Raw genomic sequence first — 22,314 nt, 5'->3', positions numbered from 1 at the left:
CTCTATCTCCCTTCGGCCCTCTATAACCTCTCGGACCCCTTACGCACCTTTTTACTCTTTTACTCGGTTTTGAAGAATGGCCGCCCAGACATTTCAAAGCACTATTGAGGATTATGATAGAGTCCTTCACATCAACTTTAGCTCTTCTAATTTTATCTCTACGTGTAAGCCTTCTGGCCTTCCGCAGCTCAACAATCGCTAAGTTTAGTTTTCTTAAGCATTTCGACCGTTTATGCGCCAACTCTATACACCTCCATTAAGATCAGATTTTGCATTTTTCTTCCGTTTTTTATGAACAATGCTGCCCATTGAAGCGACTGCTTCATGTATTTGCTGCTCAGCGTGTTTTAAGTGTTTCGTTTTAATTAAATTTCTCGCTGATTCCAATTTGTAAATCGCTTCATTTATTTTCTGCCCTTGAAGCCTTTTGTTCATAGACGCTTTATCACCCTCCGCTATTTAGCTTGTAATCCGCTCCAGCTTATAAAGTGTTTATAATAACTAAATCAGTCTATGTCCAAAATGATTTTCGAACACGGTAAATACCTAGCCTTTCAAGCAAAGTACAAGCAAGCACCCTATATTTATTAAATCAAGGCTTGGACGACTCCGAATTTTTTTAAAAAAAGACCTCATTGGGCTCACCCCAACAAGGTCTGCAAACAGCTTCTATTCCTTCTCCAGCCAATCAGCATCACGATCTCTTATTTCCAAAAGAAGCGGCAGCTGTTTAAAAAAAGCATCTACCACCTGAGGGTCAAAATGTCTCCCCCGTTCTTCTTTGATCAGTCCCAAAATGCGATCCATCCCCCAAGCCTCTTTGTACATTCTTGCGCTGCTTAAAGCATCAAATACATCTGCCAGCGCAGTAATTCGCCCATATATATGAATAGCCTCACTCTTAAGGCCTTGCGGATATCCGGTACCGTCCCACTTTTCATGATGCTGCCAAGCCACGATCGCCGCAGCCTGCAGCAGCGGTCTCTTGGAATTGTGCAATAATCGGTAACCGATAATGGCATGCTCCTTAATCTGCTCATACTCTTCTGCGGTTAGCTTCCCTGGTTTTTTCAACACAGCATCCGGAATAGCTACTTTGCCGATATCATGCATGGGAGATGCACTGCGCAGCATGTCTGCTTCAGAATCACTCATGCCTAGTCCTTTTGCCAAAACATATGAATATTGAGCAACCCGTTTTACATGATTGCCCGTTTCTTGCGAGCGGCCTTCACCGATTTTTCCCATTGCCAAAATAATCTCTTTTTGCGTCTCTATTATTTCCTCATACAGCATGATGGACTCAAGCGACTTGCCTGAGTAAGAGGCAGCAAGCGATAAGTATTCCATATCTTTCATCGAAAATATCTGCTTCTCTGTTAATTTATTTATAGCTTGATAGGCACCGATTACTTCTCCTTGATTATTGTGAAAAGGGATCGTCATAATCGATTTCGTCCGATAACCGGTCTTTAAGTCGTTATCCGGATTGTGCCTTGGATCTTCATAGGCGTCATCAATAAAAATAGATTGCCCCGTGCTTATAGCACTTCCTACCAGCCCGCTGCCGTAAGGAATTCGTATCTCGCAAGCCCCGTGAGCTACCGCTGTAAAAAGCTCATTGCGAGCAGCATCAATCAACCAGACGGTGCACCGATCTGCAACGACCATCTCTCTGCCCATATTAGCCATTAAGATAAGCACAGCATCCAGCTTCTTTTCATTCGCTATTTTAGCTGTATATTCAAAAATCACCTTAAGCATTTGTTCAGGCGATAAATCCAATCGAAACGATTGCGATTCATTTTGGAATTCAAGCATTCGAACAATCCTCCAGCCGATCAAACTCGTTATCCTTACCTCTATTCGCCTTTACAAGCTTTTTATCCTCTTGTTTCCACAATAAAAGCGCAGTTATTCGACAAAAAAATACAATAGTCTTTCACTAAAATGGTTAATCTTGCTTCACCTAAAGCACCCATGCTATAATCAATGTTGCTGCGCGTCCGTAGCTCATCCGGATAGAGCAAACGTTTCCTAAACGTTAGGTGGGAGGTTCGAGCCCTCTCGGGCGCGCCATTTCTTTCACGAATATATAAAGCTTATTGCTAATGCCGGCAATAAGCTTTTTTTGTTTTCATCTACACCGCACCAATTAGACAAGTGTCGAATAATTTTTATAAGACACCTGATCAGGATACATTGACTACGGAACGTTTGTTCGCATATAATGTGCATGAGGTGATTTACAAATGGCCATGCCGTTGTCCAAAGTAAACAATTCATACCTGTACCATCCACCTGCTCACGATGAGATACAGCTTGTTCACAAAGCGATTATCCTTCCACTAGCTCTCGTTATTGTTGAACGAAATAGACGCGAGCTTGAGAGAAAAGCGCGAACTTTACGATCTATTTTTACTAGGGCAGCAGACATTATGATTGCAAAAATGAAAACAGATTTAACAACAAATACACAGCAGCTCCTTCAGAAAAGCATTACTCTGTGCATGTATAAGAAAACTGCTGAACAGATCAGCTATTGCTATAATTGTCGTGGTTTTGAAGACGAGATTGCTTATTCGCATGCCTACATACGTAATGAGATAAATAAGTGTATTTCAACCTATAGTGCTGAAATTTTCACTAAGTAAGCATCCCTCTATGATCAAAAAAAAAGACGATCCTCTTAAAGCTTCTTAAGAAGTCTCACTATTGAAGTGAGGCTCTTTTCTCTACTCGTAATTTCGTCATACAACGCTATAATCTTCCATTCCAATCTGCTATACTACAAATAGTTTCATATCGTTCYACAAAACATACAGTTTTAACCAAAAAATATTGTCGAAAAAACAGCTTTTTTATTATGCATTGAGGAGGCAGTTCATATGGGAATTAATTTAAATCCGCCAGGAAGACCATCCAACATTCTTGGAGGCCAAGGCGGCATTCAACAGGGCGGTATTCAGCAAGGCGGTATCCAACAAGGGGGTATTCAGGGCGGATCAATAAATAACGCTTTTGGCGCAGCTCCCGCTCCTCAAGCCAGTCCTAATGGTGGGCTTATCCTTACCAAAGGACAGAAGCTGGATTTGACCAAAAATAATGCAGGGCTTGATTTATTGAAAATCGGACTTGGATGGGACACAAATAACCTGCAAGGCCAGAGCTATGACCTAGATGCAGAGGTGTTTATGCTGAATCAGACAAACACGGTTTCTTCCACTAGTCATATCGTTTTCTACAACAATCTCGTGAGCCCCGATGGATCAACACGCTACAAGGGTGATAACCGTGATGGACAAGGCAGCGGTGACGATGAGACAGTTGAAATTCAATTATCCAGAGTAGCATTGGATATCCAAAAAATCGTATTTACCGTTACAATTGATGAAGCTATTCGCAAAAACCAAAACTTTGGACAAGTTTCCAATGCCTATATCCGTGTCGTGAACCAAGCAAACGGAGCCGAGATTTGCCGATTTGATCTATCCGAGGACTACTCTACCTCAATCTCCATCCTAGCTGGCGAAGTATATCGCCACGGAAATGAATGGAAATTTAATGCTATTGGAACAGGCTTATCGCTAGATCTAGCGGGCATATGTGCGCATTACGGGGCAATGTAACAGCTTACTTGTTAATGAAGCAGCTATAATTTCATTTTATATATTATATGGAGGTTACCCCGCATGCCGTTTCAATTCCAGGTCGAACGGGAATTATTTTTAAAAGCAGAAGGACAAGGCCAGTTTTTTGCCAAAAAAGGATCGATGGTTGCTGATCAAGCCTATAACAAGAAATTCAAATATTCTAAGCGGTTGTTAGGAACAAATTCCGGAAATGTTATCGGACAAGTGATCAACCATGGCATGCGTAAAGTAACGGGAGAAAACTTAGAGATTATGGAAGTCGAAGGACAAGGCATCGTATATCTCGCGGATGAGAACTCTCATGTTACAATCATTAATTTAGAGCAAGGCGGACCATGGCAAAGCGTAAGTGTTGAGAGTGAGGATCTGCTCGCATTTACTGACACTTGTCATTATGGCGTTACTATCATTGGAACGGGTGTCCTCTCCCAGCGCGGCTTGTTTACATCCAAACTTACTTACAACGGACAGGGAGCACAGGTTGCCGTAAAAACCAAAGGCAATCCACTCGTTTTGCAAGGTCCTTGCCGTGTAGATCCTGATGCCATCGTTGCTTGGACAGGTCCTTCCCCAAGTGTGAAGATCGATGTCAATTGGAAAACGCTTATCGGCCAAACCTCCGGGGAATCTTATATGTACGAATTCAGTGACCCTAATCAGGTTGTTATTATACAGCCATTTGAACGTGAGAGCGRCGTGAAATTCGGTATGGATGACAACCGTTACCAACCGCAAACGCAGAGCAGCGCATTCAACAACACCTTTGGCGGCAGCCAAGGAGGACATGACAGCAACAGTGGGCTTGGTGGAATTATCGGCAAGTTTCTGAAATAAGCATCGTATAATGATATAAGCCTTGCCGTATCGTTCGGTAGGGCTGTTTTCTTTGAAAACCAGCTGCTCTCCTATGGATAGCTGCCTTTTTGCTTGAAAGCATGTAACCGGGATCGCTTTTGCTGCGTACAAAGATAAACAGAAAACAAAAACTGCCCCATAGAATGATTTAAATATAGAAATAGGAGGAAAATAAAATGAAAGCTGCAGGTACGCTTTTACTAGTCACTGCTATTATTGAAGGCATCTTAGGAATTCCCTTGCTGGGTGGCACCCTAGTCATTTTATCTGGATACACGCTATTATTTGCAACGCTCATTCTTCATATCGTAACGCTTGTTCTTTGCTCGCAGCATAATAAGCCAGTTGTAGGCAGTATTTTGGGGATCATTACATCTGTATTAGCATGGATACCTATTCTCGGCATGATCATGCATCTTACTACAGCCCTATTCCTGTTCATTGGCGTTTCCAAAAACAATCAGCAAAATTACCCTACCCGTCCACCCGCTCCAGGCAGCTTCTAATCAAGAGGGCTATCCTACTGTAGATATTCTACAATAGGATAGCCCTTTTTTTATCTTGATGGCTCGCGATTTAGTAAGCTGATCATATTTTTTCTCCGATTGACGCTTAGCAGCAATCCCATGACCATTAATTCAATAATAGCATTTGTACCGCCATACGATATGAAAGGCATCGTCATGCTATTCATAGGCAGCAGCCCAAACGACATCAGAATGTTCCAGACAAAATGAAAGCCAATAATTGAAAATGAGCCAACGACCAAACCTCTAGCATATACATCCTTGAGTGATTTTGCCATGCCAATCACTTTAACAATCAGCAATACGGCTAACAGCACTATAGCAATACCAAAAACCAAGCCAAGACTGTAGATCAAATAAGTAAACACCATTTCACTATAAACATAGCGAAACATTCGGTTCTCAACGCCAAACCCTTGTCCCCACATCCCTCCCAATCGAATAGATTCCAAGGATTTTTGGAGATAATAGTTTTTATCATCAGGGGAAGCAGTAGGATTTAGAAATGCGGTGTATCGTTCCCATATGGATCTATAGCGAACTGGATCATTTATTTTTATAATAAACACCGTTCCTGCTGTTAGGATTGAACCCACACTGGTTATAAACAGCTTATACGTTTTTGCAACRAACAGCATTAATACGGTCAGTCCAAATAAATATATAATAAAATTAAGATTGGAGTTTGCCTTGCTATACAGTATAGCGGGCACGATCGCATATAAAAGCGCCATTTTTCCGAAGTAAAGTGAATTTCTGAATAGTCCTTGCTTCTCCTTATGCTTAACAAGCAGCGTCCCTGCAAAAGCAATCATAAATAAGTAAGGAGATGTGCCATATACATCAACGGTAAAAGACCCGATTGTGATCCAGTTTTTCGAACCATTGATTTCTACTCCGTAAAAAATGCAGGATACCATCAGAAAAATCGTGCCGCTGTAAATGTACCACGAATACTTTTCCCATTTTCGATAGTCCAAAAAATAAATACCAATGATGAACACGATGCCTATCGCTGTGAAAACTGCCTTCTTAAGAAAAAATTGAAACCCGCTATACATATTTTGATCACTATAAGCGAACTCCATTGCATACATAGCAAGCAGGCCAATACCCACCATAATTGCGACAAGTGCGGCTAATCCCCATTCCATAACCGGCTTATGCGCTGCATGAAGCTGCTTGCCGATCTGATCAGGATCACCCATCTGGACGAGAGCAGCACGAACCGCCTCTTCCTCTGATAACCCTTCGTTTAGCTTATCCTCCACCAGCTCGTCCAGATGGTTCTGCATTTCAACCTTGATGTCACGATGCACATCTCTTGCTTTTACATGTCTGCAAACCTGCACTAAGTATTCCTGAATCGACTCATACTGAACAGGCTTGTTATTCATGCATGGCCCTCCCCGATTACGCGGTCTACCGTCGTCCGAAACAACGTCCACTCCTGCTTCTTCTCCTCCAGCTGCCCTCTTCCACGCGCTGTGATGCGATAATATTTCCGTTTGCGGCTGCCTTCTTCATTCCAGTACGATTCAACCAGCTGTTCCACCTCAAGCGTATGTAAGATCGGATAAAGCGTTCCTTCTTTAAAAGTAAACACACCGCTCGAGCTTTTTTCAATTTCTTTGGTCATTTCATAGCCATACATTTCCTTACGGTCAAGCAGTGTCAAAATAAGAATAACGGTACTGCCTTTCATAAGCTCCTTATTAATTTTCATAATGCCCTCCCGTTTATGTATCGGATTTCTATGCATCGATTATCTATGTATAAGTATATAATTGACCACCACCGATTACAACATCATTTTAGGAATGGATTCCCATAATAGCTAATCGGTGATATATTTATGCATATCTTATCGCTGTGTTAACGTATAAGTACATAAGTCACATTAATCGGCGGTTTTCAATTTAAGGGAGGCAATACACAATGAATCAATCTTTCGGACTTCATAAGGAAGAAAAAACGTACGGCATGCTTTGCCATCTGCTTGCTTTTAGCGGTGTAATTATTCCGCTCGGCAACATTCTTGGACCACTCATCATTTGGCTTCTGAAGAAGGATCAATCCAGCTATGTGGATATGCATGGCAAGGAATCACTCAATTTTCAGATCAGCAATATGATTTATTCCATTATTTCCGGTTTGCTCATTTTTGTTCTCATCGGATTTATTACTACACCGCTTTTGTTTATTTTCTGGATTGCATTTACCATCATTGGGTCTATGCGTGCTTCAGAGGGCAATGGCTATCGCTATCCTCTAACCATTCGTTTCTTCAAATAAAACATAGAACCGCCGGGACGCAAATCGTTCCGGCGGTTCTATTATTTAGGAAGCTGCGAGCTATATTTTTTCCTCATCACATGCAAGCGGTCCAATTGGTCAAATGCCTGCTGCCCGCGCCGCTTTGTAACGGCTACTGACAATGCATCAAGAAGCGCAACTGGCGCTGCCATCGAATGAAAGCCCTCCAGTTCCCCCCGATCAACCTGCRGCACGAGATCGCTCTGCTCCAGCATATCGGATACGAGCAAATCCGTAATCAGTATTGTAGTGTAGCCTGCCTCTTTGGCATGCTCAAGCAGCACCGTTAATTCAGGTGAGCGCCTGACAAAGCCGAACATAAGCAGCACATCGCTGGAATCAACATGAACAAGCGTTTCAAGCAGCTCACTGCCGCTCCCCGCCATACCTTCGATTTGCACATTTATTCGATTCAGACGAAATCGGATGAGCTCGATCAAGCTAGCTGCTGCTCCCGTTCCAAATACATACACTTTTCTAGCCTTATGAATGGCCTCCACCGCTTGATGAAACTGTTCACGGTCTACACGCTTTGAAGTAACCTCTACGTTAGCTGCTGCAATCTCCAACATTTCACTTACAATATCAGCCTCTTCATGATCTACCTTATTCAATATTTTCTTCATCTTATGGGCAGGCGTCGCATGCTCGCTTTGCAGCAGCGTTTTCTTAAAAGCCTTCAAATTAGCAAACCCAATCGTCCGCCAAAACCGCGATACCGTAGCCGTACTGACACCTACAGCCATCGCAATATCTTCCTCTGTACAATAAGGAATCTGCTGCAGTGCACCCACCACGTAATTCGCAATGGATTGGTGGCTTTTTGACATATTATCCAAGTCCATATCCAAATGAAAAGCCGTCATCTTTATTTCCTCCTGCCTATACCAACATCGCAGCTTATTTTCTAAACGGAGTATATCACCTTTTGATTAAAAATGATAATTTTATTTCATATTTATTTTTATGAAATTTATTTTACGTAATCGAAATAATTTGTTGATGATCTGATAACATTCGATCTTTATATTGTAGAAGAATTCGTTTTGAATCGAGGCATTCGAGACGCATTCCGCCTCAAAAAAAATTAGGAGGAATCACAATGGTTACAGCGCCTAAGCGCCGTTATGAGCTAACGCAATCGCAGAAGCTTATGGTATTCATTTTATCGATGTCCTTGTACGGTATTTCCAACATGTTCTCCGAGCTTATTCCTGAGCTAAAGCTTGGTCCGATTGAGCTAAAGGTCGAATACTTCGCTTTTATCCCATTAACGCTTTGTATTCTATTTAATCCGCTGTATGCTGCACTTGGCGCATCCTTTGGCGAGGTTATATTCGGGGAACTGCTGCTTGGACAATTCGGCGGACTCGGAGAATTAGAAAAATTCATAGAATTTACGATTGCCATGTACATAGCTGGCCTGCTCGTTAGCGATCCACGAAATCGTAAACAGCTCGCACTCGCTTCGTTCGTTGCAGTAGGTATTGACCAGATGCTTGGGGCGATTGTCGACATCAGCAAGGTTTGGTTTGGGATTGAAGAGCTTGAAGCTGTTCCAGGCATTCCCGAAAGCATATTGCTTATCGAAGGCGTAGGTTTCCTTAACGCTATGGTCATAACCGGCATCTTTTTCTCCCTGCTGCCTACTTTATTTCTCGTACCGCGTCTATATGGAAAAATCGAGCCGCTTCTCGGCATTAAGCCACGCGACAGCAGAGTTTCCATTTCATTCGGACAGCTAATAACGCCGCGGCTGCTCATTACCGCTATTATATTTGTTTTTATCGGGATCGTTGCAGAATTTTTGTCCGAGTCTGATATTAACTTTGCTGTATGGGAGCCAGAATTTATCGRGCAATATGGCAGTGGATTCATCTGGATTAGTGCTGCTGCAGCCGCATTAGTGCTCATACTGACACTCATCGCAGCATTTCGTGCCAAATCCAAATCTGCACGCACGACGGAGGATGTTAAGCTTTGAGACCTTCATCCTTCCAAGCCAACCTGCAGGGGCCGCAGCAGGCGGCCCCCATCATTAAACTGCAGGACATTCAATTTCAATATCCAGGAGCGGAGAACAAGGCGCTTCACAACATTCAGCTTACTGTTCAACCCGGCGAGTTTATCGCTATAGCAGGAACGAATGGCAGTGGCAAGTCAACGCTTTGCAAATGTTTAAACGGCCTTATTCCAAACTATTATGTCGGCGATTTAGACGGCTCCATTGAAGTTGCAGGGCTAATAGCTGCCGAGGAAACGGTATCCTCCTTGTCACGCAAGGTCGCTTACGTGTTTCAGGATTTTGAGAACCAGCTCGTTCGGCCGACCGTCTATGACGAAGCCTGCTTTGCTCCACTTAATTATGGCTTTAGCGATTACCGTGAACGCGGACTTCGAGCTTTGTCCATGCTTGGCATTGATCATTTGAAGGATCAGTGGATTTGGCAGCTAAGCGGTGGACAAAAGCATCTTACGGCGCTGGCTGGCGCTTTATCCCTCGATCCAGAAATTATTATTATCGATGAGCCTGTGGCGCAGCTAGATCCTTTTCATGCTAGACTCATCTACGACAAACTTAAGCTGCTGAATGAAAAGCATGGCAAAACAATCATCGTCATTGAGCACCATACCGAGTTTATTGCAGAATATTGCAATAGGGTCGTACTTATGGATAGCGGCACAATACGCTGGGTGAAGCCTGTCCATGAGGCATTATCTGCGGTTGATGAGCTTGCTGAACTGCATATATTACCGCCGCAGGTTACGCTTGCTGTTTGTACACTAGAGGCTGCTTCCGGAAAAGCAAAAAGTGAGGATTCATCACCATACCCAATCACCATCGATGAAGCAGTCGCTTATTTTGAGAAGATGCTTAAATCGTCATTCACGCTTTCAGATGTCCTAACGGATAAGCCTATTTCTAATAATGAACATATTAAGCAGCCCCTTATTACGTTTGCAAATGTCTCCTATAGCTACAAAACAATTGCAAGAACGATGCATCCCGTCATTCGGAACATGAGCATTAGCTTTAATGAAGGCGATCGTATTGCTCTTGTCGGCAATAATGGCGCTGGCAAATCAACGCTGCTCAAGCTCCTTTCGGGTATTCGGCGCCCTACGGAAGGACTCTTAACCATATGCGGGCATATTACGAAGCAATCTTCACCTGAACTGCTGTCTGATTTTGTCTCCTATATTTATCAGAATCCAGAGGAGATGTTTATTGAAGACTCCGTCCGCAAGGATGTTGAATATTTTCTAAAAGCCCGCGGAATTGCTGATTATCACCCTTTCGTTGATGAAATTCTGGAGAGGCTGCGGCTAACCGCCCTGCAGGATCGAGATGGCAGACTGCTCAGCGGCGGACAGCAGCGCAGAGCGACATTAGCGATCGGACTCGCCATGCGTCCCACTGTCATGCTGCTGGATGAACCGACAGCCAGCCTTGATGCAGCGAGCCGCCGTGAAATGACTGAAATGCTGGCGCAGCTGCAGGATCATGTAAAAACGACCATCATAGCGACACATGATATGCAGCTGGTTGCCGAATGGGCAAATCGCGTTATCGTTATGCACGATGGCTGCGTCGCACTCGATACAGATGAACGCTCGTTATTCAGCCATGTTGCCATTCTCAAACAAGCAGGCCTCATTGCGCCGCAAATCGCTTTGCTTAGTCAAAGACTGGGTTTCGAGCCGCCTTGCCTATCTGTCAATGAATTCACCGCGCGGCTCATCCGAAATATAAATCCGTCAAACCCATTTGAGCAGGAGGAGATTACGATTGGAAGCAATTAAACAAAGCATGCTCGACAAGCTGAGCGTAGAACAAATTAAAATTGAGCTGATGCGTACCGCTTTCGGCAGACAATCGACCTTTCTGTCGCGCTTTGATCCGCGTATCCTCCTGATTTGGTATTCTTTTTTCGCCATAGCGCCTTGGTTCTTTCATAATAAAGCCATTCTGCTTGGCTTGCTTATTCCAATGCTTGTCCTTACTTTATCTTCAAAGGTTAGTCCACTTGTTCTACTTATTATGGGCGTCGGCCTGGTAAGTGAGATTAGTTATATTTTTTTCGGCTCCATCTTCTTCGGAGGGAGTCTAGCGGGCGTATGGCCGTTATTGACCTTAACATTAAAAATATTAATCATCTCGCTGGCCAGCATTGCCGTGTTCTCCAGCATGGATCCCGAGAAGCTGAGTGACGCCCTGCTTAGTATGGGGATGCCTGGACAATTCAGCTTTGGTGTGTCCTACGGCTATAGGATGCTTCCGATTCTAATTGAGGAGTACCATAACCTTATTCACTCATTCCGATTGCGCGGCCGCGCTCCCCGCAATAAGGGTTTTCTTCGCTGGCGTTCAATTATATACATGGCGAAGATTAGCGTTTATGCCTTTTATCCGCTCATTCTGAATACTGCTAAGCGAACGAGAACGACGGTCGAAGCATTGGAGGTGCGCGGCTTTACCTATTCGCTTGTCAGCCCTGAGACGAAGAAGCTTAAGCTTGCGCATATGCAGGTTCGACCGCATGATTTTATTTTTTTAAGCTGCTCCCTGTTCTATATGATCGGGCTGGTTGCTTTTGGACAATTCATTTCCTTTTAAAACTACATAATGGAATGGAGATAACACACTAATGATGAGCATCGATTTGCATACACATGGCAAGCTGTCAAAGAAAACACATTTTTCACTCGACTACTTCCTTTCCATGGCTCGCGAAGCCAAAGAAAACGGTCTGCACGCGGTGGCGTTGACCGAGCATTTTAACACGCTTCACTTTGCCGATATGATGGATCAGCTGGATCATCATTTTGAATACAAAGGTGATTATTATGTCGTGGAGGGCTTGAAGGTTTTCTCTGGCATGGAGGTTGATATAGCGAATAAAGGCCATATTCTAATCATTGGAAACCGCAGCCACATTCGTGATCTGCGGCAGCAGCTTGAGCCCCATACCGCAAAAGATAGCTTTATCGCTTTAGAAGAGCTGATGAACCGCACCGACGGCTATCCCTTGCTTCGAATTGGTGCTCATCCCATGAGAGAAAGCACGCCGCTCACTCACCATGATGCTGACACACTCAGACGCCTCGATGCACTTGATATAAATGCAAAAGATTTATACCAATATGGTTTCGGCATGGCTGATCAGGTTCGACAATTCGCAGATCAACTTGGCTTAAAGGTCATTGCAGGAAGCGACTCACATCAGCCTCTGCAATTCGGCAGCGTTGTTAATCATGTAGATAACATTTGCGAAACAGCTGAACAACTGCGCAGCGAGCTGCTGAGCGGCAATTATCAGCTTGAAATTTCCGCTTGCTTGAATGTAAAGGTAAAAGCTGCCCAAATGATGAAAGAGCTTCTAAAAAAATCGATGGTTGTCGCTTTGTAAGAACACCCGCTTCACTAAAAAAGCAGCTCCTGACACTCAGGAGCTGCTTCATTTTCACTCTATTACAGACCAACTGGCAGTTGGAACATCTGTGTCAATTCGTCCAGTGTAATCGCATCCGTCGGAATTTCACCTTCGAACTTCGCATCTTTATTAATCTCGGAGTAAGTAACATCATAATGAAGGCCAAGCTTCATCTTCTGGCCGCTCTCTTTGTCAGAGCCTTCAATGCTTACCTTACCCGATTGGTAAGCAAGATACCCATCTGTGATAGCGCCCGTTACTTTCAGAGTATTCACTTTAACATCATTTTTTAATGTGGTTAGAATCTCTGCTTTATTCGTCTCAAGATCCGACTTCATCTTCTCGATGTTCGCCTTATCAAGCTGAAGAGTCTTTAATGATGCTTCATTAGCAAGCAATACATTTAGCACCTCTGGCAGCACTTGGTTAACGATGGTTTCTACTGTTTTTGGGTAGTTGCTTTCATTAATCTCAAAAGCGATGATTTGATCTGCTTTCATATCAGCAGGCAGGCCAGCTGCCTCAGCCTTAGGCTGACTGAAGTATGTTTTCTCGTCAAAATGCTTAAGCATTACTTCTCCGAGCTCTTTGCCTAACTTTTGTTGTGCAGCAAGGTCTAGCTTAGCCGTGCCTTCTTTCTCAGCAAGCTCCTTGAGATCAATTTTAATAAACTTACTTGTAATCGTCTCCGGCAATGGCAGCATCGGAACTTGCGGTATTTTCACATACAGCGCTTCCTCAGTCATAATCATAGGTACCGTTAACTTCATTTCCATGTCGCCTGGCACTACGATTTGCATATTCATATCGGTACGCATCGGTTTTTTCTTATATACAGCATCAACTGTAATGGTTGCATCTTTAATCATCCCTACGATTGCTGCTGTAGCAGCTGCGTTGCCTTCCAAAGATGCCGTTTGCGGAACTTCCAATTCATCCAAGCCAAATGACATTTTTACTGCATATGAGTCCGCTTCATTAATTTTCGTCATAGCCGCCTGCAAAGCTTCCTTCGGTGGTTTTGCCGAGCTGCAGCCTGCAATAACAATCAAAATAACGGCTAACATAAGAACCGCTATTTTTTGAACATTCTTCATGTAGTATGTTCCTCCCTATCTTTTTGTGAGCACCTCCATTCTATACTAAAATAACTTCATTTAGAAGTTATATCCAAAAAATCCCGTTTCAGCGTACTGAAACGGGACGTTTGAACTAGCTTTTAGCAGCACATTGATCTATCCTTGCGGGTTATGATGATCCACATGATTACGCTGCTTTGTTTTCTTAGATCCAGAAAGCGGCTCTTGCTGCCCGCCTCCGTCATTACGCTTCCGATTATTTTGCGGATTGCTTTCCGGCACCGGAATGCTGTCTGGCTTCGACATTTGGATTCCTCCTATTTAGATCTCATCGGCTTCGAGGGAAGCGTTAATTTTTTTGATGTTCTAAATCTGTTGGATGATCATGGTTCATATCATCCTGATTGCTTCGATCGTTCTTGTCCTGCTGCAATTGCTGAGCTTGATGGCTGTTAACCGCCTCAACCTCCAAAGCTTCTACCACATTAGATAAGTTTTTATCAGCCGTTCCTTGTGCCTTCGTCATAAGCAGCTCTCTCCTCTAAGCATGCGTCAAGCGTTGCAGCGCTTGAGCACATTCATGCAGATGTCTAGTGTAATTTTGTATCAGCTCTTGAATGATGTCTCCACGCTCATCGATGGATACCTTGTCTTTCTCCACATCGATAAGCTCAACCTTCACTTCACGGCTATCTACATAAGTAACTTTAAAATCAAACGAATACATTTGATGTCCGGCTGTATCGATCGTTACGCGCAGCGCTTTGGAATCTGACTCATCAGGCAGCACTCTGCTGCGGTCAGCGTCTTTTAGCGTCTCTGGCAAGGTTTGACGCCAAGCATCTGCCAAGTTTTCTTGATTCATTTGCAGTTCATCTGATTTACCCATTAAATGAAGCACCTCCACATCGTATAACATGCGAAGTGCGGCATTATTTTATACGAGGGGATAGAATGAAAAAAAAGCCCAAACGCTTAGCGTCTGGGCTTGTCATGTGCATTTTAAAAAATATGGAGGAGAGAGTGGGACTCGAACCCACGTGGGCTTGCGCCCTAACAGTTTTCAAGACTGCCCCGTTATGACCGCTTCGGTATCTCTCCATCGTTCATTTGTCACAAGAAATATAATACCACAGGTCAAAATAAAAATGCAAGTACATTTTGACCATGTGGCAAAAAAAATTTTTAAAGCTTTGTTGAATCGATCGAACTAATGCCGCCCATGTACGGACGCAGTACTTCTGGAATCGTCACAGAGCCGTCCGCTTGCTGAAAGTTCTCGATGATTGCCGCAAAAGTACGGCCCACAGCAAGTCCCGAACCATTCAGTGTATGAACGAATTCCGGCTTGCTCTTCGTATCTCTGCGAAAACGAATACCCGCACGGCGAGCTTGGAAATCCTCTACATTTGAGCAGGACGAAATTTCACGATACGTGCCTGCACTTGGCAGCCACACTTCAAGGTCATATGTTTTAGCCGCTGTGAAGCCCATATCTCCCGTACAAAGCGTTAGAACACGGTAAGGAAGTCCTAGTAGCTGCAAAACCTTCTCCGCGTTAGCGGTCATTTTCTCCAGCTCTTCGTATGAATCCTCCGGTTTTGTCAATTTGATCAATTCAACCTTGTTGAACTGATGCTGACGAATCAAACCACGTGTATCGCGCCCAGCAGAACCTGCTTCTGAACGGAAGCACGAGCTGTAAGCTACAAAATATTTCGGAAGCTCTTCAATCGGCAAAATCTCTTCGCGGTGCAGGTTCGTAACTGGTACCTCTGCAGTCGGAATAAGGAAATAATCCGAATCCGAAATTTTGAATAAATCCTCTTCAAACTTCGGAAGCTGACCCGTACCGATCAAGCTGTCACGATTAACGATATATGGAGGCAAGACTTCCTCATAACCGTGCTTATCGCTGTGAAGATCCATCATAAAACTGATCAGCGCACGCTCAAGACGAGCTCCAAGGCCGCGGTAGAACGTGAAACGTGATCCCGTTACCTTTGCTGCACGCTCGAAATCCAATATGCCGAGTGATTGCGCAAGCTCCCAATGTGGCTTGGGCTCAAAATCAAAGGTTGGAACCTCGCCATTTTTGCGCAGCTCTACATTATCTTCCTCCGACTTGCCGACTGGCACGCTATCGCTAGGAATGTTAGGGATCGCTTGAGTCAGCTCTATCACTTGTACATCCAGCTCACGAAGTTCATCGTCAAGCTCTTTAATGCGGTCGCCAACCTCTCTCATCTCAAGGATAAGCGATTCTGCGTCGCCGCCTGTGCGTTTGAGTTTAGCTACATCCTGCGAAACCGTATTGCGTCTGCTCTTCAGCTGCTCCGTCTCTTGAATAAGATCACGGCGCCTAGTGTCGAGCGCAGGAAAATTAGCAATAAGATCAAGGGAAGCTCCGCGATCAAGCAGCGCTTTCTCAACCTTCTCAAATTCATTTCTTAACAATTTTACATCCAGCACGATCCAAAAGCCCCTCTCTGAAGGGAGTAATTTTATTATTGTAAACGTTTATTCCTTGCTTGCAGCTGCTTCCTTCACCATATCAACGAAGTATGCATGCAGCCTATAATCGTCCGTTAGCTCCGGATGATACGATACAGCTAGAAGATGTCCCTGTCTTGCTGTTACAATTTCATCTCGGTATGTAGACAATACGTCTACGCCTGCTCCGACTTTTTTGATCAATGGAGCTCGGATAAATACAGCGCGAACCGGTTCGTCAATGCCTTTGACATCCAAATCCGTCTCAAAGCTTTCTTGTTGACGCCCGAATGCGTTTCTTGCAACGGTCATATCCATAAGGCGCAAGTGCGCATCCTCTTGGCCTTCTATTTCATCAGCCAAAACGATAAGACCAGCACAAGTGCCGAACAATGGTTTGCCTTGTTCAGAGAAATCCTTAATAGCCTCCATGAAGCCATAATTGCGCATCAGCTTGCCGATCGTCGTGCTTTCGCCGCCCGGAATAACAAGCCCTTGCAGCTCTTCTAGCTGATGGGTCCGCTTAACGGCGACCGCCTCTGCGCCCGCCGCTTCTAAGCTTCGTATATGCTCTGCCACTGCGCCTTGAAGCGCTAGTACGCCTATCTTCATCGCTCTACTCGCCTTCCTTTACGGGCAAGAGCCGGCAGCACTATTCGCGCTAAGCCGGCACCTGCATATTACAACTATTAGATACCGCGGTCTTGCATACGCTCGGAGGAGTTAAGCTTGGAAATTTCGATTCCCTTCATAGCTGCTCCCAAGTTTTTCGACACTTCAGCAATTAGCTTGTAATCTTGGTAATGTGTCGTTGCTTCAACGATTGCACGAGCGAATTTCTCTGGGTTTTCTGATGTGAAAATACCAGAACCTACGAATACGCCGTCTGCTCCAAGATGCATCATCAAAGCTGCATCGGATGGAGTAGCTACTCCGCCTGCTGCGAAGTTAACGACAGGAAGCTTACCCGTTTCATGTACGTTCAGAAGCAAGTCGTAAGCTACGCCAAGAACCTTAGCTTCATGATAAAGCTCGTCCTTCGACAAACCTTGAATTTTACGAATTTGTCCATTGATCAAGCGAAGGTGACGAACAGCCTCTACGATATTGCCTGTTCCCGGCTCACCTTTCGTACGAAGCATTGCTGCTCCCTCTTGAATACGGCGCAAAGCCTCTCCAAGATCTTTTGCTCCGCATACGAATGGAATTGTAAACTCATGCTTGCTGATGTGGAAAACTTCATCCGCTGGTGTAAGTACTTCACTCTCATCGATATAGTCAACGCCCATGGATTCGAGCACTTTTGCTTCTACATAATGCCCGATACGAGCCTTTGCCATAACTGGAATCGATACAACTTTCATTACTTCTTCTACAATTGTCGGATCAGCCATACGAGCTACTCCGCCTGCTGCACGAATTTCGGAAGGGACGCGCTCAAGCGCCATTACCGCTGTTGCTCCTGCTGCTTCTGCTACTTTCGCTTGCTCGGCGCTCATAACGTCCATAATGACGCCGCCTTTTTGCATTTCTGCCATGCCGCGTTTTACGCGCGATGTACCTGTTTCCATGCTAAAATCCTCCTATTTTCATCCATTAATTTGTATATTACCGCAGTTGTTCTAACCATTGATTTTACAGGATGCAAGAATAATCGACAAGCCTTGATTTGCTTTATTCCCCTGTTTTCTACTCGGATTAGAACAAATTGACGATTCCATTAAATAAACCTGAGAAAAAATCTCCAATTCCACGGAACATCAAGCGGAACCAGCCTGCTTTCGTTCCATCCTCCGTTGTAACGAGGTTAACCGTTTTTTTGAGCTCTTGTTTCGTTTCGGCATCCGTGTACTTGTAAGTTACTGTACCTACAACCGTGCCTGCTGGAATCGGAGCTACCAGCTCAGCTTCTGATTTCACATCGCTGGATACAACCTCGATTTTAGGCTCTACGCCCTTCTTAACCATAAACGTGATATCTTTTTCCGTTACAATCGGCAAGGTTTTCTTTTTACCCTTTTTAATCTTAACCGTTTTCGCTGTTTCTACCACAGATTTTGGCGCAAGCACCGTCTTTTTCTCAAAAGTGCTGAAACCGTAGTTGTACATCTTAGCCGTTTCATTGAAACGAGCAGACTTTGTAGCAGTATCCATAACGACGCTAATAAAACGCTGCTCGCCTCTTTTTACAGTACCCGTGAAGTTGTAGCCAGCAGCATTAATGAAGCCTGTTTTCATGCCGTCAACGCCTTCATAAGCTAAGTGCTTAAGGCCCTTTTGATTCACGTTTGTACCGAGCATCCAGTTAATGTTGATGATTGGATCCTTGTCGCGTTCACGGAATTTATATTCCTGCAGCTTAGAATAATCCAAAAATTCAGGGTGCTTGCTCAAAATAATTTGTGCTAGCTTCGCCATGTCCGTCGCAGAAATAACAGTTGTCTCCGATAGACCAGTCGCACTTGTAAAAATAGCTGTTTTAAGACCCAACTCCGCAGCTACCTCATTCATCTTCTTAACAAACTCTTGCTCACTTCCAGCTATTTGCTCCTCTGAATTCACTTCATACAACACTTGTCCTGAATCCGCATCAATTAGAATAGCAGCTTTCACTTGTAAGCCTAAATCGTTTTTCGTACTTTCTCTTCCTTGATATCCATTCGCCATTGCTACCGCAGAACCAAGCGACAGCATTACCATCCAAACCGCCAAACTTGCAGCGATGACCGTCTTTATTCGAACCGGCCTTACCATTTCCTTCAACGTCGTCTCCCCTTTTCCCACTTGGTTTGTCCGTTGTTAATTGTAACATATCGAAGCCTAACAATTAAACCACAAACAGGTTACAGAACAATGAGTAATCCTTCATAAAAAAAACAGACAAGGGCCAGCGACTCAGTCGCCTTTCCTTGTCTGTTATTATTGAATCTAGAAAGTATAGCTTATAGTGAATAGTTAGGAGCTTCCTTCGTAATTTGCACATCATGTGGATGGCTTTCACGAAGACCAGAACCTGTAATACGAACGAATTGTGTATCGTTCTTAAGCTCGTCCAGAGAAGCTGTACCGCAATAGCCCATACCTGAACGCAAACCGCCGAGCAATTGATGAACAGTGTCAGCAAGCGGCCCTTTGTAAGGAACGCGTCCTTCGATACCTTCCGGAACAAGCTTGTTCTCGTTCTCTTGGAAGTAACGATCCTTGCTTCCTTCCTTCATAGCGCCAAGCGAGCCCATTCCACGGTAGACTTTAAAGCTGCGTCCTTGGAAAATTTCAGTTTCGCCAGGGCTTTCAGCTGTACCTGCGAACAAGCTTCCGATCATAATCGCGCTTGCTCCAGATGCGATTGCTTTCGTAATGTCACCTGAGTACTTAATACCGCCGTCTGCAATAACCGGAATATTATATTCACGAGCAACTGACGCGCAATCATAAATTGCAGTAATTTGTGGAACACCGATACCAGCGATAACGCGAGTTGTACAGATCGATCCAGGACCAATCCCTACTTTAACTACGGAAGCGCCTGCTTCGATAAGATCACGGGTAGCATCGCCAGTAGCAACGTTACCTGCAATAATAGTAAGGTCTGGGTAAGTAGCACGTAGCTTACGAACTGCATCCAAAATATTAATGTGGTGACCATGTGCCGAGTCTACAACAAGAACATCAATTCCTGATTGAACCAATGCTTCTGCACGATCCATAGTATCCTTCGAAATACCAACCGCTGCTCCGCAAAGCAAGCGACCATGCTTATCTTTAGCCGCATTAGGGAATTGGATTGCTTTCTCAATATCTTTAATCGTAATAAGACCTTTAAGTGTATTGGACTCATCAATCAGCGGCAGCTTCTCAATCTTGTGCTTTTGAAGAAGGCCTTCCGCTTCCTGCAGCGTTGTGCCAACAGGTGCCGTTACAAGGTTGTTACGAGTCATAACTTCATTTATCTTAATTGAATAATCATGTACGAAACGCAAATCACGGTTGGTCAAAATACCTACAAGCTTCTTATCTTGATCAACAATCGGTACGCCTGAGATGCGGTATTTTCCCATCAATTCTTCTGCGTCGTAAACATGGTGATCAGGCGTAAGCGAAAACGGATTTGTAATTACACCGCTCTCCGAACGTTTTACACGGTCAACTTCCTCCGCTTGCTGTGCAATCGACATATTCTTATGGATAATGCCGATACCACCCTCACGCGCAATTGCAATCGCCAATGCGGCTTCTGTAACGGTGTCCATACCAGCGCTAATTTATTTAAGTACGTCTCACATATATTATTAGCAATATTAGCAGAGGGGGTATAGGCTGTCAAGGCTGATGAATACCTTTGTTCATCCTGTTTTATACTCGATTTGGAAGTCTCAAAACATGCTATTTCTTTAGAAAAAGTCAGGTAAATACGTAGTTCGTTCGGGAATACGAGATTGTAAGCGTTTAACCAATCCTATATCTCCTTCTATGCGTGCGAATTGGGCTAATTGCTCTAACTGAATATACCCAAATAGCACACTCGTAAAGGAACCAATATCCAGTTTAATTGCATCATCTATTTTTTCACTATCGTCCTTACGACGAAGTGAAGCTTTCCCAGACGCATCGATATGAAGTAAAAAATGACCATTATTCCATGGAGCTTGAGCGTCGATCAGTTGAATATGAATGTCATCAGCATGATCTGCTGCCTTAAAATCATATTGGCTCACAAAAGCTTCCGCATCCACAATTCGAGCCATAAAATAAGGTGTGATTTCCTGTTTTATTCTCGGATTGCTCAGCAAGTAGGGAAGGCGATCGTTAGATGGCATTTTAATCGTCAGCTCTTCGATCATTGAATCATGCTGTGCAAGAAATGACCATATGGCAGCTCTTGCAGGCTCATTTAAATGAACAAACTCATGAACCGTTAACCGGCTATTTTTAACTTCGTAAATGACGTAGCCTTGTGCTGCTCCGCTCTTATCATAATAAAGTGCAGTCTGGCCTGGTTTTCTTCTGTTAATCCGATACTTCCACCAGAAGTCGTCACGCACCAATGAGCCATTAAATTGAGATGCATAGGCTTGATAGACATCATTCAGCAAACTATAGTTTCCTGTAATGCGCTCAAATCTACCCTCGTATGCTATTCTTGCTGGAAGCATGTCCGTCTTAATCGTGTAGGTTTTATGTTCAGTGTAAGTTTCCCATCCAAATTTACGGTAAAAGCTGAATGAAAAAGGATGAAGAAAAGAAACTGTTTGACCGTTCTCCTTCATCTCTAACAGTGATTGAATGAGTATTTGAGCAACTAGCCCCTGCCTCCTGAACTCTGGCCATGTCGCAACACCTGCAACACCTCCCATATCAAAAACCTTGCCTCCGATATAGGTTTGCAGCTTTAGCACTGCAGCTTGCGCAGCCAACTGATTATCGACATACGCTCCGTACCTTACAGTAGGCTCACTCTCATACTGCTCTTTCGTTTGTTCTAGCTCTGCAGCAGAACGTTCATATTGAAATGCAAATTGAGATAAAGCCATAGTCTCGTCAAATTGTTCTACACCGGTATGCTTAATAACGATACGCGTTTCCAATTCGAAGCACCTCCAAATTTGATATAACCCTATCATACCGCATAAACAACAAAAAAACCTATCGCATCACATGCGATAGGTCTCTCGTGCTTGGCGACGTCCTACTCTCCCAAGACCCTGCGGTCTAAGTACCATCGGCGCTGGAGGGCTTAACGGTCGTGTTCGGTATGGGAACGCGTGGTTCCCCTCCGCCATCGCCACCAAACGTAGCGTGTTGCACGCTGAAAACTGGATACGAAAGATTAGGCTTGCTGAAGCCTTTATGCTGCTGTCTACCGGATGTATGGGTCACAGTAAACGTGTTTAGGATAAGCCCTCGACCGATTAGTATTCGTCAGCTACACACATTGCCTGTGCTTCCACCCCGAACC

At 44.1% G+C, this 22,314-nt stretch carries 23 protein-coding genes, 2 tRNA genes, 1 rRNA gene and 1 pseudogene; 10 read left to right on the top strand and 17 right to left on the bottom strand.

Translation table 11 applies throughout. The annotated features are described in order from the left end of the window. Positions 1 to 243: 243 nt before the first annotated feature. Both AB4Z17_RS06425 and AB4Z17_RS06420 read right to left on the bottom strand, forming a co-directional pair. Entirely contained in the window at positions 244 to 435 is a 192-nt protein-coding gene (locus AB4Z17_RS06425; RefSeq protein WP_339205946.1) for a hypothetical protein, read from the bottom strand. Between the two features lie 234 nt (positions 436 to 669). Next, positions 670 to 1,821, bottom strand: a complete 1,152-nt coding sequence (locus AB4Z17_RS06420; protein WP_441958822.1) for an HD domain-containing phosphohydrolase — start codon at positions 1,819 to 1,821, stop codon at positions 670 to 672. Positions 1,822 to 2,002: 181 nt separating this feature from the next. On the opposite strand from AB4Z17_RS06420, the gene AB4Z17_RS06415 reads away from it, so the two are divergent. The 5 genes from AB4Z17_RS06415 (at position 2,003) to AB4Z17_RS06395 (ending at position 5,014) form a co-directional block, all read left to right on the top strand. Continuing rightward, positions 2,003 to 2,079 (top strand) — tRNA-Arg (locus AB4Z17_RS06415). Between the two features lie 173 nt (positions 2,080 to 2,252). Beyond that, positions 2,253 to 2,654, top strand: a complete 402-nt coding sequence (locus AB4Z17_RS06410) for a hypothetical protein (RefSeq protein WP_441958820.1) — start codon at positions 2,253 to 2,255, stop codon at positions 2,652 to 2,654. 411 nt (positions 2,655 to 3,065) lie between these two features. After that, the gene (locus tag AB4Z17_RS06405) at positions 3,066 to 3,629 is read left to right on the top strand and encodes a TerD family protein (RefSeq protein WP_441913530.1); all 564 of its coding nucleotides are present in this window, start codon (positions 3,066 to 3,068) and stop codon (positions 3,627 to 3,629) included. Positions 3,630 to 3,692: 63 nt separating this feature from the next. After that, positions 3,693 to 4,487: an AIM24 family protein gene (locus AB4Z17_RS06400; RefSeq protein WP_441958819.1), complete on the top strand. Its 795-nt coding sequence runs from the start codon at positions 3,693 to 3,695 to the stop codon at positions 4,485 to 4,487. A gap of 197 nt (positions 4,488 to 4,684) precedes the next feature. Beyond that, a complete protein-coding gene (locus AB4Z17_RS06395; RefSeq protein WP_441913520.1) occupies positions 4,685 to 5,014 on the top strand; it encodes a hypothetical protein in 330 nt (109 codons plus the stop codon). A 50-nt stretch (positions 5,015 to 5,064) separates the two neighbouring features. On the opposite strand, the gene AB4Z17_RS06390 is transcribed toward AB4Z17_RS06395, so the two are convergent. After that, a complete protein-coding gene (locus AB4Z17_RS06390) occupies positions 5,065 to 6,432 on the bottom strand; it encodes an FtsW/RodA/SpoVE family cell cycle protein (protein ID WP_441958817.1) in 1,368 nt (455 codons plus the stop codon). Further along, the gene (locus AB4Z17_RS06385; protein ID WP_430063448.1) at positions 6,429 to 6,761 is read right to left on the bottom strand and encodes a PadR family transcriptional regulator; all 333 of its coding nucleotides are present in this window, start codon (positions 6,759 to 6,761) and stop codon (positions 6,429 to 6,431) included. Before AB4Z17_RS06385 ends, AB4Z17_RS06390 begins: the two co-directional genes overlap by 4 nt. Before the next feature lie 212 nt (positions 6,762 to 6,973). Here AB4Z17_RS06385 and AB4Z17_RS06380 point away from each other — a divergent pair, with 212 nt between their 5' ends. After that, positions 6,974 to 7,330, top strand: coding sequence for a DUF4870 domain-containing protein (locus AB4Z17_RS06380; protein ID WP_339205934.1), 357 nt, complete (start codon positions 6,974 to 6,976; stop codon positions 7,328 to 7,330). Positions 7,331 to 7,371: 41 nt separating this feature from the next. On the opposite strand, the gene AB4Z17_RS06375 is transcribed toward AB4Z17_RS06380, so the two are convergent. Next, on the bottom strand, positions 7,372 to 8,217 hold the full coding sequence (locus AB4Z17_RS06375; RefSeq protein WP_441958815.1) for a MurR/RpiR family transcriptional regulator: 846 nt from the start codon (positions 8,215 to 8,217) through the stop codon (positions 7,372 to 7,374). 236 nt (positions 8,218 to 8,453) lie between these two features. On the opposite strand from AB4Z17_RS06375, the gene AB4Z17_RS06370 reads away from it, so the two are divergent. Genes AB4Z17_RS06370 through AB4Z17_RS06355 form a run of 4 tightly spaced genes read left to right on the top strand, consistent with a single transcriptional unit; the run spans position 8,454 to position 12,762 of the window. Next, positions 8,454 to 9,335 carry a cell division protein FtsQ gene (locus AB4Z17_RS06370; RefSeq protein ID WP_441958813.1) on the top strand — a complete coding sequence of 294 codons (882 nt, stop codon included), beginning with the start codon at positions 8,454 to 8,456 and terminating at the stop codon, positions 9,333 to 9,335. Next, positions 9,332 to 11,155 carry an ABC transporter ATP-binding protein gene (locus AB4Z17_RS06365; RefSeq protein ID WP_441958811.1) on the top strand — a complete coding sequence of 608 codons (1,824 nt, stop codon included), beginning with the start codon at positions 9,332 to 9,334 and terminating at the stop codon, positions 11,153 to 11,155. Before AB4Z17_RS06370 ends, AB4Z17_RS06365 begins: the two co-directional genes overlap by 4 nt. After that, positions 11,142 to 11,969 (top strand): energy-coupling factor transporter transmembrane component T family protein, encoded by an 828-nt coding sequence (locus tag AB4Z17_RS06360; RefSeq protein WP_441913508.1) that lies wholly within the window; start codon positions 11,142 to 11,144, stop codon positions 11,967 to 11,969. Before AB4Z17_RS06365 ends, AB4Z17_RS06360 begins: the two co-directional genes overlap by 14 nt. A gap of 31 nt (positions 11,970 to 12,000) precedes the next feature. Next, positions 12,001 to 12,762: a PHP-associated domain-containing protein gene (locus AB4Z17_RS06355; protein ID WP_441913506.1), complete on the top strand. Its 762-nt coding sequence runs from the start codon at positions 12,001 to 12,003 to the stop codon at positions 12,760 to 12,762. Between the two features lie 62 nt (positions 12,763 to 12,824). On the opposite strand, the gene AB4Z17_RS06350 is transcribed toward AB4Z17_RS06355, so the two are convergent. The 12 genes and pseudogenes from AB4Z17_RS06350 to rrf all read right to left on the bottom strand — a co-directional run bounded on the left by AB4Z17_RS06350 (position 12,825) and on the right by rrf (position 22,148). Then, positions 12,825 to 13,883 carry a hypothetical protein gene (locus tag AB4Z17_RS06350; protein WP_441958809.1) on the bottom strand — a complete coding sequence of 353 codons (1,059 nt, stop codon included), beginning with the start codon at positions 13,881 to 13,883 and terminating at the stop codon, positions 12,825 to 12,827. Between the two features lie 138 nt (positions 13,884 to 14,021). Further along, the gene (locus tag AB4Z17_RS06345) at positions 14,022 to 14,171 is read right to left on the bottom strand and encodes a small acid-soluble spore protein P (protein ID WP_076271763.1); all 150 of its coding nucleotides are present in this window, start codon (positions 14,169 to 14,171) and stop codon (positions 14,022 to 14,024) included. A 43-nt stretch (positions 14,172 to 14,214) separates the two neighbouring features. Next, a complete protein-coding gene (locus AB4Z17_RS06340; RefSeq protein ID WP_339205924.1) occupies positions 14,215 to 14,391 on the bottom strand; it encodes a hypothetical protein in 177 nt (58 codons plus the stop codon). A gap of 15 nt (positions 14,392 to 14,406) precedes the next feature. Beyond that, on the bottom strand, positions 14,407 to 14,754 hold the full coding sequence (locus AB4Z17_RS06335) for a hypothetical protein (protein WP_083682741.1): 348 nt from the start codon (positions 14,752 to 14,754) through the stop codon (positions 14,407 to 14,409). A 123-nt stretch (positions 14,755 to 14,877) separates the two neighbouring features. Continuing rightward, positions 14,878 to 14,966: transfer RNA gene (locus tag AB4Z17_RS06330), tRNA-Ser, on the bottom strand. Positions 14,967 to 15,050: 84 nt separating this feature from the next. Further along, on the bottom strand, positions 15,051 to 16,337 hold the full coding sequence (serS, locus tag AB4Z17_RS06325) for a serine--tRNA ligase (protein WP_441884864.1): 1,287 nt from the start codon (positions 16,335 to 16,337) through the stop codon (positions 15,051 to 15,053). A gap of 48 nt (positions 16,338 to 16,385) precedes the next feature. Beyond that, a complete protein-coding gene (gene pdxT / locus AB4Z17_RS06320) occupies positions 16,386 to 16,970 on the bottom strand; it encodes a pyridoxal 5'-phosphate synthase glutaminase subunit PdxT (protein ID WP_441958808.1) in 585 nt (194 codons plus the stop codon). 77 nt (positions 16,971 to 17,047) lie between these two features. Then, positions 17,048 to 17,929, bottom strand: a complete 882-nt coding sequence (gene pdxS / locus AB4Z17_RS06315; protein WP_076271759.1) for a pyridoxal 5'-phosphate synthase lyase subunit PdxS — start codon at positions 17,927 to 17,929, stop codon at positions 17,048 to 17,050. A 127-nt stretch (positions 17,930 to 18,056) separates the two neighbouring features. Beyond that, positions 18,057 to 19,112: a D-alanyl-D-alanine carboxypeptidase family protein gene (locus AB4Z17_RS06310; RefSeq protein ID WP_441958862.1), complete on the bottom strand. Its 1,056-nt coding sequence runs from the start codon at positions 19,110 to 19,112 to the stop codon at positions 18,057 to 18,059. Positions 19,113 to 19,300: 188 nt separating this feature from the next. Next, a pseudogene (gene guaB, locus AB4Z17_RS06305) lies at positions 19,301 to 20,620 on the bottom strand (IMP dehydrogenase); the annotation flags it as partial. 129 nt (positions 20,621 to 20,749) lie between these two features. Next, positions 20,750 to 21,943 carry a GNAT family N-acetyltransferase gene (locus tag AB4Z17_RS06300; RefSeq protein ID WP_441958806.1) on the bottom strand — a complete coding sequence of 398 codons (1,194 nt, stop codon included), beginning with the start codon at positions 21,941 to 21,943 and terminating at the stop codon, positions 20,750 to 20,752. A gap of 88 nt (positions 21,944 to 22,031) precedes the next feature. Further along, positions 22,032 to 22,148 (bottom strand): 5S ribosomal RNA (rrf, locus tag AB4Z17_RS06295). Positions 22,149 to 22,314: the final 166 nt, after the last annotated feature.

It is taken from the genome of Paenibacillus sp. TAF43_2, from assembly GCF_052113545.1.
Taxonomy (GTDB): Bacteria; Bacillota; Bacilli; order Paenibacillales; family Paenibacillaceae; genus Pristimantibacillus.
This window is presented reverse-complemented; position numbering and strand designations above follow the sequence as displayed.

What these genes read in the sequence shown, in the direction of transcription:
- AB4Z17_RS06335 (WP_083682741.1), bottom strand. Translation starts at nt 14,754, where the DNA reads ATGGGTAAATCAGATGAACTGCAAATGAATCAAGAAAACTTGGCAGAT.
- AB4Z17_RS06420 (WP_441958822.1), bottom strand. Translation starts at nt 1,821, where the DNA reads ATGCTTGAATTCCAAAATGAATCGCAATCGTTTCGATTGGATTTATCG.
- AB4Z17_RS06350 (WP_441958809.1), bottom strand. Translation starts at nt 13,883, where the DNA reads ATGAAGAATGTTCAAAAAATAGCGGTTCTTATGTTAGCCGTTATTTTG.
- AB4Z17_RS06340 (WP_339205924.1), bottom strand. Translation starts at nt 14,391, where the DNA reads ATGACGAAGGCACAAGGAACGGCTGATAAAAACTTATCTAATGTGGTA.
- AB4Z17_RS06355 (WP_441913506.1), top strand. Translation starts at nt 12,001, where the DNA reads ATGATGAGCATCGATTTGCATACACATGGCAAGCTGTCAAAGAAAACA.
- AB4Z17_RS06395 (WP_441913520.1), top strand. Translation starts at nt 4,685, where the DNA reads ATGAAAGCTGCAGGTACGCTTTTACTAGTCACTGCTATTATTGAAGGC.
- AB4Z17_RS06425 (WP_339205946.1), bottom strand. Translation starts at nt 435, where the DNA reads ATGAACAAAAGGCTTCAAGGGCAGAAAATAAATGAAGCGATTTACAAA.
- AB4Z17_RS06345 (WP_076271763.1), bottom strand. Translation starts at nt 14,171, where the DNA reads ATGTCGAAGCCAGACAGCATTCCGGTGCCGGAAAGCAATCCGCAAAAT.
- AB4Z17_RS06410 (WP_441958820.1), top strand. Translation starts at nt 2,253, where the DNA reads ATGGCCATGCCGTTGTCCAAAGTAAACAATTCATACCTGTACCATCCA.
- AB4Z17_RS06385 (WP_430063448.1), bottom strand. Translation starts at nt 6,761, where the DNA reads ATGAAAATTAATAAGGAGCTTATGAAAGGCAGTACCGTTATTCTTATT.
- pdxT (WP_441958808.1), bottom strand. Translation starts at nt 16,970, where the DNA reads ATGAAGATAGGCGTACTAGCGCTTCAAGGCGCAGTGGCAGAGCATATA.
- AB4Z17_RS06310 (WP_441958862.1), bottom strand. Translation starts at nt 19,112, where the DNA reads ATGGTAAGGCCGGTTCGAATAAAGACGGTCATCGCTGCAAGTTTGGCG.
- AB4Z17_RS06380 (WP_339205934.1), top strand. Translation starts at nt 6,974, where the DNA reads ATGAATCAATCTTTCGGACTTCATAAGGAAGAAAAAACGTACGGCATG.
- pdxS (WP_076271759.1), bottom strand. Translation starts at nt 17,929, where the DNA reads ATGGAAACAGGTACATCGCGCGTAAAACGCGGCATGGCAGAAATGCAA.